Genomic DNA, 15,347 nt, shown 5'->3' with positions numbered 1-15,347 from the left:
TATGAAAGTACTCAGCACCCTTTCAAAAAAGGAAAAGAATATCCTTATATTTATTCTTGCTCTCGCTTTTGTAATTAAGCTGGTGCTGGCAATTACCGTTAAGGTCGAGCTCCGTTCCGACAGCATGGTATATGATACCCTCGCCAAAAACATCGTCCAGAAAGGCGAATACTCATACGACGGAGACCCAACGGCTCTCCTGATACCGGGTTATCCTATCTTTCTTGCAGGAATTTATTCCATTTTTGGTACCGGCCAGATCTTCGTTAAAATTTTACAGTCGCTGTTCGAGATCATATCGGGTTTGCTCTTCTTTCTTATTAGTATGCGCATGTTCGATAAAAAGTACGCTCTCATTTCATTAGCTATTTTTTCTTTCTTTCCTTCGAACATTCTTTTTAGCCAGACGATACTGACCGAACCGCTCTTCTGTCTTCTGCAGATGACACTGCTCTATCTTTGTATCTGTGGCAATATGCCAAAGAATACTTTTGTGCTGGGACTGGTATGGGGCGCTGCAATAATGGTGCGCACGTCATTCGCGATCTCGCTCCTGATTATACCGCTCTACTTCTTCATCAAAAGAAAAGAGTTCTTCAACGGTAGCACACTCCGGATGCTGAAATACACCTCGGTATTTGCCGTAGGTGTCTTCATAATTATCGCGCCCTGGCTCATCCGCAATCAGGTCGTCATGGGAACTATGACGCTTGCAACACAGGGAGGATTCACCTTCTGGTCGGGCAGCAATCCCGACGCAACCGGCTCATGGTACTATAAGATCGAAGAATCCGACCCGCTCTTTGACGAAAAAGACGAGGTCAAGCGCGACAAAGAATTTTATAAACGGGGCATCGACTACATGGTGCACAATCCCCATAAATGGCTTATCACAGGCGCTAAAAAGCTTGGCTATCTCTTCTCCAGTGAGAGGATGATAATATTATATTTTATGGATGATCCCGGCGACGGGCAGACATCTACCCAGCTTTACCGATCCGCCAATCCTTTTCTCATCGCGCTGATAAATATACCCTTCTTTGTCATTATGCTCATGGGCTCATGGGGCCTGCTTGCAATGAAAAAGAACAATTTCTTCCTGTACGGAATTATACTGGCATGGATGATAACAATTTTCATTTTTGTGGCGCTCGCGCGCTATCATTACGTCCTCGTCCCGTTCTTCATCCTCGGCACGGTTAAATTCCTTTCTATGGGCACACGTATATTCCCGGAACTGACACTCCCTCGAAAGGTTATTGCCGTCGGATTTAACCTGTTCCTTCTCGGTGTATGGGCTTCTGAATTTTATCTGTTATTTAAAGGCGGATAGCACTAGGTGAACGACCAAAATAAAAATATAGACGTAAAGGGAAAACAGTTTGCCGATGACCGCCTCTACTGGCGCAAACGCAATCGTTACTACTATAACTCCATTGAAAAGCTTCTTAAGTTCACCATCCCTGAAGGCTCATCCGTTTTGGAGATTGGCTGTGCTGCGGGCGATACGCTTAATGCCGTAAATCCTTCACCAGGTGTCGGAATAGACATTAATCCTTATCTCATTGAAGAAGCTAAGAAAAAATATCCCGGGTTGGAATTCCATTGTATAGACGCCGAAGAAGATTCCGCGATGAACGAACTCATCGGCAAAGGAACGAAATTCGATTACATTATTTGCTCCGATCTCATCGGCTCACTCGACGATATACAATCTGTATTCAAAAGGCTCAACAGCCTGTCACACGACCGCACAAAGACCATCGTTACATATTATAACTACTTCTGGAACCCTATACTGAAGCTTGGCTCGTGGCTTCATTTAAAAATGAAAGAGGGTGAGCAAAATTGGCTTTATATTGACGAGATCCAAAACCTGCTATACCTTACTGATTATGAAGTGTACAAACGCGGATCCCTTTTGCTATTCCCAAAAAATATCCCGCTCATTTCTTCTTTCTTCAATAGCTTTCTGGCAAGGCTCCCTCTCATTAAACGCCTTTGTCTCATCGGGTACGTTATAGCAAATTATAAACCAGATGAAGATACTGCGAAAGAATATTCTGTCACCGTGCAGGTACCTTGCAGAAACGAAGAAGGACACATTGCCGAGATAGTCGAACGCATTCCCCCTCTCGGCTCACATACGGAAATAATTTTTGTGGAGGGAAATTCGACTGACAATACTTACGGCAGGATTGAGGAAATCATAAAAGCAAATCCCGATAAAGACATAAAACTTCTCAAACAGGACGGCAAAGGAAAAGGCAACGCAGTAAGGAAGGGTTTTGAAAATGCTAACGGAGATATACTTATGATACTCGACGCTGATATGACTGTCGCTCCGGAAGACCTCACGAAATTCTACGATGCCCTCCGCAAAGAAAAGGGCGAGTTCATAAACGGCACACGGCTGGTTTATCAAATGAAAGACAAAGCTATGCGCCCGCTCAATAAGCTTGGTAACATCTTCTTCAGCAAAATGTTCAGCTTCCTCCTCGACCAGCGCATAACTGATACACTCTGCGGTACTAAAGTAATGTTCCGCTCCGATTACCAAAAACTTATTGAAAACCGAAAATACTTCGGCGACTTCGACCCGTTCGGAGATTTTGACCTGCTTTTCGGCTCGGCAAAGCTCAACCTCAAGATGGTGGAAATACCTATCCGCTACGGTGAGCGCCAATACGGCGACACCAATATTAGCCGCTTCCGCGACGGCTGGCTCCTCCTCAAAATGTGCTTCTTCGCCATGCGCAAGATCAAATTCAGATAGCCAAATTTCCTCTCCACCCCTATGTTTACGAACTATTTTAGGGTTTTTTAGTGTTTCACTATAGTTATATTATTATTGGTATTTCTATAATTTATATTTTTTAACTCAACCATGAAAAAACTACTCACTCTTGCGGTGCTTATGCTTTTTGGCTTTTCACCGCTGTACTCACAGTGGTCTTCCGATCCCAATGTGAATACGAAAGTCTCTGACCCTTCCGGTCAGCAGACATTGCCAAAGATCGCAAAAACTTCAGATGGCGGATGTTACATCGTGTGGTTCGACCACCGCGCAAGCAACTATGACGTCTATCTCCAAAAACTCAATTCAGCCGGCGTTCCGCAGTTTGCTGCCGACGGCTTGCTTATTAGTTCAAATTCTCAAAATAGCTCCCTGGTTAATTATGATATGATAGCCGATGACAGCAATAACGCTATTATCGTCTTTACGGATATTCGTAGTGGAGAGGTAAATCCGTTCGCATACAAGATCAGCCCCTCCGGCACTTTCCTTTGGGGCGCAAACGGGGTTACTCTTACTGACTCAGCCGGAACTTTCCAGCCAAACCCAAAAGTCGTGCAGACCTCTGATGGAAATTATGTCATCGCGTGGATATGGGCTACTAATCCGCAAAAGATCGCCATGCAAATGCTGAACCGAGGCGGTGTAAAGCAATGGGGCTCCGGTCCTATTAAACTCGCCGGCGGAGCTGGTGAAACTTTCACTTATCCCGCGCTCGTTCCCTCCGACGCAGGAAGTGTGATAATGATGTGGTCTAAATATACAGGCTCTTTTATCAGCCCCGGCAATTACAGGCTGTTCACTCAGAAATTTAACTCATCGGGTTCTCCAGTATGGAATGGTACACAGGACACAGTATATCACCTCGGAAATGTGAACGGTTTCTACGTTCCGAATATTTACTCTGACGGAAATAACGGCGCGCTCTATTGCTGGCAGGACGATCGCAATAGTACCAATCTGCAAAGTTCTTTCGTACAGCATTTTAATTCAGCCGGCGTTCCGCAGTTTCCTGTAAACGGATCCGAAGGTTCTACCGAGGGCGCTATGAACAAGTTCTCGCCGAATGTTGCATATTCAAGCTCAACAAATGAAACTTTCCTATTCTGGAAAGAAACAAACTCTCTTCAGAGTATGCAGGGTATTTATGGGCAGAAATTCAACGCATCCGGCGTTCGCCAGTGGACCGATAACGGAAAAGTATTTCTTCCAATTGGAGGCACTGAAGTAGTAACAGGACTTAGCACGTCACTCGATACAAATATCTTTGTTTACTATAATATGAATCTTGGAAGCAGTACTAACAATATAACCGCGTTTAAAACCGGTCCCAGCGGAGCAATGCATTGGGGTGGAATTATAACGCCCGCAAGCTCATCCAGCGGTAAAGGCAGTCTCGTCGGTGTGGTTACCGGCAATGGCATGTCCATAGTCTCCTGGTATGACAACAGGCTCGATGGGGGAGGTATCTATGCCCAGAATATCAATCAAAACGGGACTTTCGGCGTTCCAACCGGAGTTATAGGTAATAACTCAAATCCGGACGAGTTCAGTCTTTCACAAAATTATCCGAACCCGTTCAATCCCGAAACTGTGATCGGGTTTGCTTTACCGCAAACGTCCGATATCCTTTTCACTGTATATAATTCTCTCGGACAGAAGGTATACTCCCTGACACAGAGAGGAGTATCAGCCGGCTCTCACCAGCTTAGCTGGAATGGCGCGGGTTATCCTTCGGGTGTATATTTTTATAAGCTTGAAACGAATGGTTTCTCGGAAACAAAAAAGATGTTGCTTGTTAAATAGCGTAGCGATTGACAAGAAATCCCGCTATAGCGGGGCTGTTAGTAAAATAGTTAAATAGATTATAAGCCACTCTAGCTTTGAGTGGCTTATAATCTATATTTGGCTAACAAAATTCTTTCCATTTCAGAAATAAATATTTTCATCTTTAATTTAATCTGTATGTTATTTCCTGGGTGTTTAATATCGTCTTTAGGAATATGTAATGAATGTACTCCATTTCCCCCTTTTCGTTGAATAATTACACAATTGCCAATCTGAATATTTCCTCTAGTTGTAAAACTAATTTCTTTATTTATCTTCTGAAGAACTTCCTTCATAGGATAAATTAAAAAGGATCCTGTCTCTTGCTCAAATAAAACTAAAATTTCTCTACTTTTCTTATAGGAAAATGACCAAGATAAAATTTGTCTTGAGATCGGTTGAAATATGGAAATAAGATGGGACTGAATATTATCTGGAAAGGTTTTGGTTCTTGAATTTCTGGACTTTTCTAAAAATAAATCTGTTAATGTGCTTTTTAATTCTAGTAAATTAAATATTTCACAAAATTTTGAAATTGTGGTTCTAGTGATTTGATTAAAGGCAGGTCCAGAAGCCTTAAATGCTTTTATGTTTGCATCAACATTTCTACCATCCGAAAATCCCATTTTGATGTCTGACTTCTCTCCGTGGATACCAGTACTTAACGCTCCTTCAAAAACACCTTTAATTTTGAAATGTGAAATGATTTTACCAAGAATAGAGGATTGATCGCCAATACTATTTTTAAATAATTGCTCAGCATTTCTGCCTATAAAGGCATTACGGTTCATGAAAAGGATATTGATTCATAAACTTTTTGAATCATTGTAGGGATAACTGCGTTTCCTAATTGTTGATAACCTTGAGTCCCTTCGGTAACATAATGGCTTTCTGAAAAACCCATTAACTTTTTACATTCATTTTGAGTTAGTTTTCTAACCCTGTCTCTTACATAATATAAACCAGTTCTAGCACCAACTCCTCCACCATAAGCTGATAAAGTTACTGAATGCCCTTTAGCACTATATATTCTTTCGCCCTGACCACCTTTGTTTACTATGCCGATTCGTATAGGTTTTAAACTATAATCATGATCTTTCTTATTAATATGAATGTCCTTTCTTTTAATATACATTTTTTCGTCAACATCCGGTTCTAATAAATTTTCTAAATATATTTTTTCGTTTAATTCCTTTGGAGCATTGTAAGTTGCTAAAATATCTCTTCTCAGCCCAACAAAATATACTCTCTCTCTCCTCTGTGGAACACCAAAATGAGAAGAATTTAAAATGTTTACATGTAATTTATATCCAATTTGATCAAGTTTTTTCCTAATTATTTTAATTACATTACCGTTATCTACTGTTAAAATATTTTTTACATTTTCAAGTATTAGAATTTGTGGATTGTGGTATTGTGCAATTCTAACTATCTCGTAAAACAATCTACCCCTATTATCATCTAAACCTTTTCTATCGCCTGAAATGCTAAATGATTGACAAGGAAAGCCAGCGCATAGAATATCATGAGTCGGAATTTCTCTTTCATGTATTGAGGTTATATCCCCCTCGGGTTTCTCTGAAAAATTTTGTTCATACGCATCTTGAGCCTTTTCATCTATGTCTGATGAAAAAACACATTTAAGACCCTTACTCTCTAATGCAACTCTAAAGCCGCCGATACCACAAAATAAATCGACAAAGGTCTTCATTTCTTAAATTTATTTATAATTTTTTTTATACCTTAATAATATAAGGGATATTATTTAATTCTTCAATTGATTTCACTTAATTTTTTACGGTTTTCATTATATTTTGAAGAATGAAGAAAGAAAAATCCCAAAAAGTCTCTCCTAAAAGAAGTGCTACCATGAAAGCCGTAAAGTCCCAAGATTCTAAAATAGAGAAAGAAATTAGAAAGCGATTATTTGGTTTAGGATATAGATATAGAAAAAATGATAAAGGGTTGTATGGAAAACCTGATATTTCTATGAAAGGGAGAAAAGTAGTAATTTTCATCGATTCATGTTTTTGGCATGGGTGCAAAAAACATTGTAGAATGCCAAATTCAAATAAGCAATATTGGACAAAAAAAATCGAAAGAAATATTCAAAGGGATAAGGAAGTAAACAGATACTACCGTAAAATTGGATGGAATGTCATTAGGATATGGGAGCATGAATTAAAGAAAATAGATATTCTAATGAATAAGTTACAGAAAAAAATAAATTTGAAACATTAAAAAGCCCTCCTTCCGGAGGGCTTTTTTTTTATTCGATTGTTATCCTCACATCCTCGCCCTTGCCCGTCTGAAGGTCCATTATTGTCCCCTCTGCCTCACTCTCTATCGCCGCGGCAAAAGCTTCCATATCTACCTTATGATCGTTTACATGCCCTTTAATATCCACCGGCAGCTTGCCAAATGCCTTCACGCTTGCCTTGATGAATTTCAACGGGAAGTTTATGTTGACGTCTTCACCGTCTTTTTTCTTTACCCTGATCACCAGCTTCTTACCCGCCTTCGGAGTTGTTTCTTCCGTTGACTCACCGCTCTTTAAAACGTCTATCATCTCGGCGGCTTTTTCGGAGGACAGCTTGCCTTCCTCCACCATTTTCAAAATACGCTTGATGCTTTCATCCATTGTTAGTTATCTCCTTGAACTAAGTTTTTTAGATTTTTGTAAATTATTATTGTCATGACGTTATTTCTTTTTGATCTTGTTTAGAGCCTCATCGGCATCTATCTCGCCCTTCTCGAGCTTGTCTAATATATCATCCACGTCCTTGCTTACCGGCTCACTCTCCACAGTGTAACCCAGAGCTCTTACCACGTCGTCCAGTTTTGACCTGACCGTAGGATATGAGATCCCCATCTCCTTCTCCACGTCCTTTATACTTCCCCTGTTCTTCAAAAATATCTCTGCGAACTTTAACTGCTCATCATTCAGCGACTCGAATTTTGAGAATGAAAAATCGCTCTCCACCACAGTCCCGCACGTATCACACGACAATTTCACTACCTTTAGCTGTGAACTGCAAACAGGGCATTTATTTAATAGTTTATATGACATTTATTGTGTTTTTAATGATTTACTTAATATTCTTTAGTATTTTTAATTTCAATATTAATTTTCTTAATATATAACTTAATTTATTTAAGTGATACGGTCAATACAATTAATAAGTTTCATCCTGGAATAAATTTTTTGTGGGGAAACTTACCTTGAGCCAAACCCCTGCCTTACTATGACGTAAACCTAATTGTCTTTAATATCAAAACGTTTTTCAATATTTTAAAAAATTAAGGAATTATATAGTATTTGCAGAAAGAACTTATAAATACGGCACAAGAAAGAGAGAGGACCGTACTGGTCTGCTTTTCGGTAAAAGGTGACCCAAAACACTATCATCCGGAGGATTCCCTCGATGAACTGAAATTTCTCGCGGAGACCGCCGGCGCTGACGTGATAAAAACATTTTACCAGCAAAGAGAAGGATTCGATTCTGCGTTCCTAATCGGTAAAGGTAAGGTGCAGGAGATCGCGGACTACGTCGATTCTCACGAGGTCAAGCTCGTCATTTTTGAAAACGAACTCGGCTATTCACAGCTCCGTAACCTCGAGCAGAAAATAAAGTGCAAGATCATCGATAAGTCTAATCTTATCCTCGACATCTTCGCGCAAAATGCCCGCACCTCGCAGGCGAAGCTCCAGGTCGAACTCGCGCAGCTGGAATATTTACTTCCGAGACTGACACGGCAATGGACTCACCTGTCAAAACAATACGGTGGTATTGGTACGAAAGGTCCCGGTGAAACTCAGATAGAGACTGACCGTCGAATGATCCGCACGCGCATAGCTTCATTAAAAGAAAAGCTACGCAAGATAGATACGCAGGCTAAAACACAATCCGCCGAGAGGAAAAATTATTTCCGCATCTCGCTCGTCGGTTATACTAACGTGGGTAAATCCACTTTACTGAATACGCTGACGAATTCCGAAGTCTACGTCGAGAATAAACTATTCGCGACGCTCGACACCTCGACCAAGACGCTCCGGCTCAGCGATGTAAAAACACATGGTGAAACGAAATTCCCAAAGAAGGTACTCATCTCCGACACGGTAGGGTTCATCAAAAATCTCCCGCACGGGCTGATAGAATCTTTTAAATCTACGCTGTCCGAAGTGGTGGAGTCCGACATACTGCTCCACGTTATTGACGTTTCCAATCCGCATTACGAAGAGCAGATAGAGACCGTAGAAGATACATTAAAACAGATCGGCGCCGATAAAAAGCCTGTCATAAGAGTTTACAATAAAGTGGATAGTTTCCACGATCCCGAACTTTTCGCTCACATAAAAGAGAACTATCCCCGCTCGGTATTTATCTCAGCGGAGAAAGGCATCAACGTGATGGCGGTTATCGAAATGATAAAGTCGATCCTCACTTCCGATAACAAGCTCCGTACAATAAACATAGAACCGGGCGACTACAAACGTCTGAGCGAGATCTATGAATCGGCTGAAGTGCACGACGTGAAGTATCATCCCGACAGCATCGAGATAAAGCTCCGTACCAACAAGGAAAATTTTAAAAGATTAGCTAAACAAAATTAAATATAAAGAATGCAGGACGTTTCAGTTTACAACGGAGTGGATTATTATCTGCTCGACGATCACTTAACAGACGAAGAAAAAGCAATAAGGGACACCATTCGTGACTTCGTCAATGAAGAGGTGCTTCCTATAATTGAAGAATATAACCAGGAGATGCAGTTCCCTGCCCAGCTCATTCCAAAGATGGCTGAGCTCGGTGTTTTCGGACCTACTCTCCCGGAAGAGTACGGCGGCATGGGCGTTAATAACGTCGCTTACGGATTAATAATGCAGGAGCTCGAGCGCGGCGACAGCGGTGTGCGAAGCTTTGCATCGGTGCAGTCATCGCTCGTTATGTATCCTATCTATTCTTTCGGAAGCGAAGAACAGAGAAAGAAATATCTTCCTAAACTCGCGCGCGCTGAAATGATCGGATGCTTCGGTCTTACCGAACCGGATTACGGTAGCAACCCCGGCGGTATGATCACCAAAGCGGAAAAAGTTGACGGCGGATACCTGCTAAACGGCGCGAAGATGTGGATCACTAACGGTACCATTGCTGACGTTGCCGTGGTATGGGCTAAGCTCGATGGAAAAGTCCGCGGCTTCCTCGTAGATAAAGGAACTAAGGGCTTCACCGCTCCCGAAATGAAAGGAAAACTTTCTCTCCGCGCATCGATAACGTCCGAACTCGTTTTTGAAGACTGCCTCATCCCTGAAGAGAACATTCTTCCCGAAAGCAGCGGACTTAAATCTCCGCTCTCATGCCTTACGCAGGCACGCTTTGGTATAGCGTGGGGTACGCTCGGCATGGCAATGGAATGCTATCACACTGCATTAAAATATACGCTCTCACGTAAACAATTTTCAAAACCGCTCGCAGGTTACCAGATCACACAGGAAAAACTCGCTTACATGCTGACGGAAATAACAAAAGGACAGCTCCTTGTTTGGCACTTAGCCAAGCTGAAAGACGATGGCAAGATGCGTCCCCAGCATGTATCCATGGCTAAGAGGAATAATTGCGAGATAGCAAAGAATATCGCCAGCATGGCTCGTGAGATGCTCGGCGCGAACGGGATACTCGACGAATACCCGATCATGCGTCACCTCAATAATATAGAGTCGGTAAAAACATACGAAGGTACTCACGAGATGCATACGCTTATACTCGGTGAAGACGTCACCGGTTTAGCGGCATTCGACTCATAAATAGCTTTAGCTTGATTGCGATCCAATCACAAAACGTTTCCAAATCTTTCGATGGCAAAACCCTCGTCCTCGATGACATTAATTTCGAGGTACCGCAGGGCGAGGTCGTCGGTTTTCTCGGACCTAACGGCGCCGGTAAGACAACTACAGTCCGCCTGCTGAACGGTGTCCTCTCTCCCGATAAGGGAAAGATGTTCATACTCGGCGAAGAGGTAGACCCGGAAAAACCCGACATACACCGCGAATGCGGAGTTATGACCGATACCGCGCACTGCTACGAAGACCTCACAGGCACGGAAAATCTCGTCTTCTTCGGACAGCTGTACGGCATGTCAAAGAACGAAGCGCTCGACCGGGCAAACCACGCTATGAAACTTTTCGAGATCTTCGACTCCAAAGACCGGAAACTGAAAGAGTACAGCACCGGGATGAAGAAACGCCTCTCACTCGCGAGAGCTTCCATCCATAATCCGAAGATCCTGTTCCTGGATGAACCTACATCCGGGCTTGATCCCGAAGCCGCGAAGAAGGTTAACCTGCACATAAAAGAAATTGCATCCGAGGAAAAGGTAACCGTCTTCCTATGCACGCACCAGCTAAAATATGCCGAAGAGATATGCACATCATATGGATTTATCGATAAAGGAAAGATACTCGGTTTCGGCACGTTCGATGAACTGCTCAGCAAAAAAGACCAGTCGGTGATACTCGATATACGAGGCGAAAACATTCCTCCGATATACCGCTCTGAATTTTCCGACGGCAGATCTTCACGCATAAAAATAAAAACCGACACGGAAGCAAACGACATCATCTCCTCCATTCTGCAAAACGGCGGAAAGATATATGAAGCAAAACAGACCGGCTGGGACCTGGAAGACCTATATTTCGCTTACCAGAAGGGGGACAACAATTGAAGGGACTGTATAAAATAATCCTCCGCAAAGACCTTAAGGTAGTCCTCGGCAATAAGATGATATGGCTGCCGATGCTCATTCTTCCTGTTATATTTGCTGTGATATTTCCTACAGTCTTCTTTATTATAGCGCAATTCCCCGACAGCACAAACGACCTCGGAGGTCTTGCGTCGAAGCTCGGCATAGATACGGGGCAATATAATGACTCCCAGCTCCTGCTCCTGTTCGTTTTTAATTACATGATGCCGACGTTCTTCCTGCTCATTCCTATTCTCTCGGCAAGTGTACTGGCGGGAAGCAGTTTCGTCGGTGAGCGAGAGAATAAAACTATCGAGACACTGCTTTATTCTCCGATAAAAGTGCGCGACCTCTTCCTTGCAAAGATATACGGCTCGTTCATTCCTGCATACGCGGTAACTTTATTCTCGTTCATTTTGTTTTCAATAGTTACAATGATAGGACAGGGTTTTTACTTCGCGGAATGGTTCTTCCCGAATCTCAAATGGGCAGTGCTGATACTTTGGGTAAGCCCCGCGATATCAATATTCGCAATTCTAATAATGATAATTTCGTCAGCAAAGTCGAAAAATTTTCAGGAGGCACAGCAAAAAATTGCGCTCATAATCCTTCCCGTGATAGCGCTCACGATAGGACAGGCGACGGGATTATTCACGCTTGGGACTCTCGTGCTTATAATTCTCGGTTTGGTTATATTTATAGTAAATTATCTTTTATTGACCGCCGCGGCAAATAGCTTTGTCCCGGAAAAGTTAATTAAATAGAAACGATTAAATGAAATCATTCGACATACCGATTTTCTACAGAAGCCCGCTGATTACGCAGATAAAAAATTCGCGAAAGGTCACCGATCCGCGTAAAAAAGATTACTCCCCGACGGAACTCGACTTCGGTCCGGTAAAATTTTACATCGCCCGGCACTTCGGATTTTGCTATGGTGTCGAAAATGCCATCGAAATTTCCTACAAAGCCGTCGAGGAAAATCCCGGCAAACGGATATTTCTCCTCAGCGAAATGATACATAACCAGCACGTAAACGCCGATCTTAATAAACGCGGCGTGAAGTTCATAATGAAAACCACCGGCGAGCAGATAATCCCCTGGGACGAACTTAAACCCGCCGACGTTGTCATTATTCCTGCTTTCGGCACGACACTGGAAACCGAGAAGATCCTTTCGGACATCGGCGTGGATACCGTTAAATACGACACCACGTGCCCATTTGTGGAAAAGGTATGGAACCGCGCTTCCGGGCTCGGTGAATCCGGCTACACAATTGTCGTTCACGGCAAATACAAGCACGAAGAAACGCGCGCAACTTTCTCGCACAGCAAGGAGAACGCCCCGACAATAATCGTCCGCGACATTAATGAAACAAAGGTACTCGGCGATTACATGCTTGGCAAGATATCGCTCGATGAATTTAATGCCATTTTTAAAGACCGCTGTTCCGCTAATTTCGACCCGGTATCATCGCTCGACCATATAGGCGTCGTTAACCAGACCACCATGCTTGCCACCGAAACACAGGAGATAGCAAATTACCTCCGCGACATTATGGTTCAAAAATACGGTGAAGAAAATATTAAGGATCATTTCGCCGATACACGCGACACGCTTTGCTACGCAACGCACGATAACCAGCGCGCCACATACGGCTTGCTCGAACAGAATGCGGACCTTGCGATAGTGGTAGGCGGTTATAACAGTTCCAATACGTCTCACATAGTCGAGCTTTGCGAAGAGAAGCTTCCGACTTACTATATCTCTTCCGCCGATAAGATACTTAGCGATAATCTTATCAGCCATTTTAATTTCCACACGCACGAAGAGCTCACTACGGAGAACTTTCTCCCGGACAAAACACCCGTTAAGATTATACTCACCAGCGGGGCATCATGCCCGGACGCACTGGTCGAGGAGGTCATGATGAAGATCCTCTCCTTCTACGATAATGTCCGTCCCGCAGAAGAATTACTCAAAGAATTTAAATAAGGATCTTAACTCTATTTCCCATTTTTTCAATTTCTCTGTATCAAAGAATACCGGGAATTGATATAGAAATTGATTGGATTTCTATACATATTTTTTGATACAATTTACCACATCCAAAAAAACAGAAATGGGATCTTCTACTAAAATTCACCTAAAAAAGCTATTATCCTTTCTGTCAAACCCGGGAATGGATTCCGATGCCTTAAATCTTTTGAGGACAAGACAGCGGATTGCTTGCGAAAAAACGGCTGCATACATTGAAGAAAAGCTTCCTCTTGCAAAACCATTTAAGAATGGAAAAGATCTATTAGAATATGCTCTTTCCAGCACACTAAACGATGGACTTTATTGTGAATTTGGGGTATATAAGGGTGAGACTATAAATTTTATCGCGGATAGGATTAATGGCAGAACAGTTTACGGCTTTGACTCATTCGAAGGTCTCCCGGAAAACTGGAAATTTGATATGCCGAAAGGAACATTTAAGATCGATGGACCTCCCAGAGTGAGAAACAATGTAAAGCTGATTATCGGCTTATATGAAAACACTCTTAATGATTTTTTTAGCCGGCAAAATGATGATTGTGCTTTCGTACATATCGATTGTGATCTATATTCCTCTACCAGGACAGTATTTGAATCTCTCGGAGACAAGATCAAGAATGGAACAATAATAGTTTTCGACGAATATTTTAATTATCCGGGATGGGAAAATGGCGAGTTTAAAGCTTTCCGAGAATATGTAAAGCAAAAAAATATCGAATACGAATATCTTGGTTACTGCTATTTATGGCGGCAAGCTGCGGTGATAATAAAATAGCGAATAAAAAAGGCGGGTAAACCCGCCTCAATTGTCTTTCCCGCGAAAGCGGGAATCCATATTCAAATTAATAACTACGCCGTCGTCACTTCCTTCAGGAACATCTTCTGAAATTCCCTCTTCTTCCTATTCTTCCAGTTACCCTTGTGGTAAGCGTAACCTGATATCAACGGCATCGCCAGCGTGGCTTCAGAATATACCATCTGCTCATAGGTCATATCTACCTTGCCCCATGAACTCGCTTCCTTGAGCGTAGATCCAGAAAGCGCGCCGTCCCTGTCGTCAGCCACTGTGATCTGAACCGCGTACTTATGCATCGGCACGTCCTTATCCAGTATCTCCGCCGCGACTACTATGTCCTGTGCAAAGTTCTTCGGTACGCCTCCGCCTATCATGTATAGCCCAGTCTCGAACGCTTCCAGCTTTATCTTCGTCAGTTCCAGGAAGTCCTTCGCCGAATCGAGTGACACATGTGAGTCCGGATTATTATACTGGTGATGCACGAAGCCGAATCCCGCCGAGCAGTCCGAAAACGCCGGGCAGAAGATCGGCACGTTGTTTTCGTAACACGCCAGCACTATCGAATCCTTGTTCTTACCGTGTTCGGAAAGATACTTACCCATTTCCCAGATGAACTCGCGGGAAGAGTAGGGTCTCCTCTCCAGAGTGTCGCAGATGTTCGCGATGGTCATATCGCACTCGCGCAGGTCTTCCTCGTCGATGTATGTATCGTATATCCTGTCTATCATCAGCTCGCGCAGTTCGTTATCGTCTGCGAACTGTGACCCCTTGTAATGCTTATATCCCAGCCCTTCGAAAAAATCCTGGTCCACTATATTCGCGCCGGTCGATACGATAGCATCCACCATATTATTCCTCACCATGTCCACGATGACGTTCTTCAGCCCCGCGGAGATCAGCGATCCCGCCAGGCACAATATCACGGAGCATCTCTCGTCGCTCAGCATCATATCATAATACTCAGCCGCCGTAGCCAGGTCTCTTGCCGAAAAAGCCATGTTCTTCATGTCGTCCACTATAGGCACAACATTATGTTTTTTTATGTCTATATGTTCGATGGTCTCCTTTAGATAATCCTGTTTCGTTGCCATAATTTGTCCTCTTTTTATAATTTATTTTGGACTCACAATATAAATAAATTCGAGG

The 15,347-nt window shown here is 42.8% G+C and carries 15 protein-coding genes; 10 read left to right on the top strand and 5 right to left on the bottom strand.

Annotated elements, in window-relative coordinates:
- Position 1 precedes the first annotated feature (1 nt).
- From H6614_09695 to H6614_09685, 3 genes are all read left to right on the top strand, one after another.
- Positions 2-1,333, top strand: coding sequence for a glycosyltransferase family 39 protein (locus H6614_09695; protein ID MCB9243936.1), 1,332 nt, complete (start codon positions 2-4; stop codon positions 1,331-1,333).
- Positions 1,334-1,360: 27 nt separating this feature from the next.
- A complete protein-coding gene (locus H6614_09690) occupies positions 1,361-2,776 on the top strand; it encodes a glycosyltransferase (protein MCB9243935.1) in 1,416 nt (471 codons plus the stop codon).
- Between the two features lie 111 nt (positions 2,777-2,887).
- Positions 2,888-4,603 carry a T9SS type A sorting domain-containing protein gene (locus H6614_09685; GenBank protein MCB9243934.1) on the top strand — a complete coding sequence of 572 codons (1,716 nt, stop codon included), beginning with the start codon at positions 2,888-2,890 and terminating at the stop codon, positions 4,601-4,603.
- A gap of 86 nt (positions 4,604-4,689) precedes the next feature.
- Here the strand turns inward: H6614_09685 and H6614_09680 are convergent, their stop codons facing one another.
- Entirely contained in the window at positions 4,690-5,415 is a 726-nt protein-coding gene (locus H6614_09680) for a hypothetical protein (protein ID MCB9243933.1), read from the bottom strand.
- Positions 5,412-6,335 carry a DNA cytosine methyltransferase gene (locus tag H6614_09675; protein ID MCB9243932.1) on the bottom strand — a complete coding sequence of 308 codons (924 nt, stop codon included), beginning with the start codon at positions 6,333-6,335 and terminating at the stop codon, positions 5,412-5,414. The genes H6614_09680 and H6614_09675 overlap by 4 nt, the downstream gene beginning before the upstream one ends.
- A gap of 110 nt (positions 6,336-6,445) precedes the next feature.
- Between H6614_09675 and H6614_09670 the strand changes: the two genes are divergently transcribed.
- Positions 6,446-6,865 (top strand): very short patch repair endonuclease, encoded by a 420-nt coding sequence (locus tag H6614_09670; protein ID MCB9243931.1) that lies wholly within the window; start codon positions 6,446-6,448, stop codon positions 6,863-6,865.
- A 28-nt stretch (positions 6,866-6,893) separates the two neighbouring features.
- On the opposite strand, the gene H6614_09665 is transcribed toward H6614_09670, so the two are convergent.
- Positions 6,894-7,265, bottom strand: coding sequence for a hypothetical protein (locus H6614_09665; GenBank protein MCB9243930.1), 372 nt, complete (start codon positions 7,263-7,265; stop codon positions 6,894-6,896).
- 60 nt (positions 7,266-7,325) lie between these two features.
- Positions 7,326-7,694: a DUF2089 domain-containing protein gene (locus H6614_09660; GenBank protein MCB9243929.1), complete on the bottom strand. Its 369-nt coding sequence runs from the start codon at positions 7,692-7,694 to the stop codon at positions 7,326-7,328.
- A 249-nt stretch (positions 7,695-7,943) separates the two neighbouring features.
- Between H6614_09660 and hflX the strand changes: the two genes are divergently transcribed.
- From hflX to H6614_09630, 6 genes are all read left to right on the top strand, one after another.
- Positions 7,944-9,239 carry a GTPase HflX gene (gene hflX, locus H6614_09655; protein MCB9243928.1) on the top strand — a complete coding sequence of 432 codons (1,296 nt, stop codon included), beginning with the start codon at positions 7,944-7,946 and terminating at the stop codon, positions 9,237-9,239.
- Between the two features lie 9 nt (positions 9,240-9,248).
- Positions 9,249-10,430: an acyl-CoA dehydrogenase family protein gene (locus H6614_09650; GenBank protein MCB9243927.1), complete on the top strand. Its 1,182-nt coding sequence runs from the start codon at positions 9,249-9,251 to the stop codon at positions 10,428-10,430.
- An 11-nt stretch (positions 10,431-10,441) separates the two neighbouring features.
- Positions 10,442-11,347, top strand: coding sequence for an ABC transporter ATP-binding protein (locus H6614_09645; protein MCB9243926.1), 906 nt, complete (start codon positions 10,442-10,444; stop codon positions 11,345-11,347).
- Entirely contained in the window at positions 11,344-12,129 is a 786-nt protein-coding gene (locus H6614_09640; protein MCB9243925.1) for an ABC transporter permease, read from the top strand. Before H6614_09645 ends, H6614_09640 begins: the two co-directional genes overlap by 4 nt.
- 10 nt (positions 12,130-12,139) lie before the next feature.
- A complete protein-coding gene (locus H6614_09635; protein ID MCB9243924.1) occupies positions 12,140-13,360 on the top strand; it encodes a 4-hydroxy-3-methylbut-2-enyl diphosphate reductase in 1,221 nt (406 codons plus the stop codon).
- Positions 13,361-13,487: 127 nt separating this feature from the next.
- Positions 13,488-14,180, top strand: a complete 693-nt coding sequence (locus H6614_09630) for a class I SAM-dependent methyltransferase (GenBank protein MCB9243923.1) — start codon at positions 13,488-13,490, stop codon at positions 14,178-14,180.
- 74 nt (positions 14,181-14,254) lie between these two features.
- On the opposite strand, the gene H6614_09625 is transcribed toward H6614_09630, so the two are convergent.
- Positions 14,255-15,292, bottom strand: a complete 1,038-nt coding sequence (locus H6614_09625; GenBank protein MCB9243922.1) for a deoxyhypusine synthase — start codon at positions 15,290-15,292, stop codon at positions 14,255-14,257.
- Positions 15,293-15,347 lie beyond the last annotated feature (55 nt).

This window comes from Ignavibacteriales bacterium (genome assembly GCA_020635255.1).
GTDB lineage: Bacteria > Bacteroidota > Ignavibacteria > Tepidaquicellales > Tepidaquicellaceae > JAEYVS01.
The sequence above is the reverse complement of the archived record's forward strand: the minus strand, read 5'-3'. Positions and strand labels throughout refer to the sequence as shown.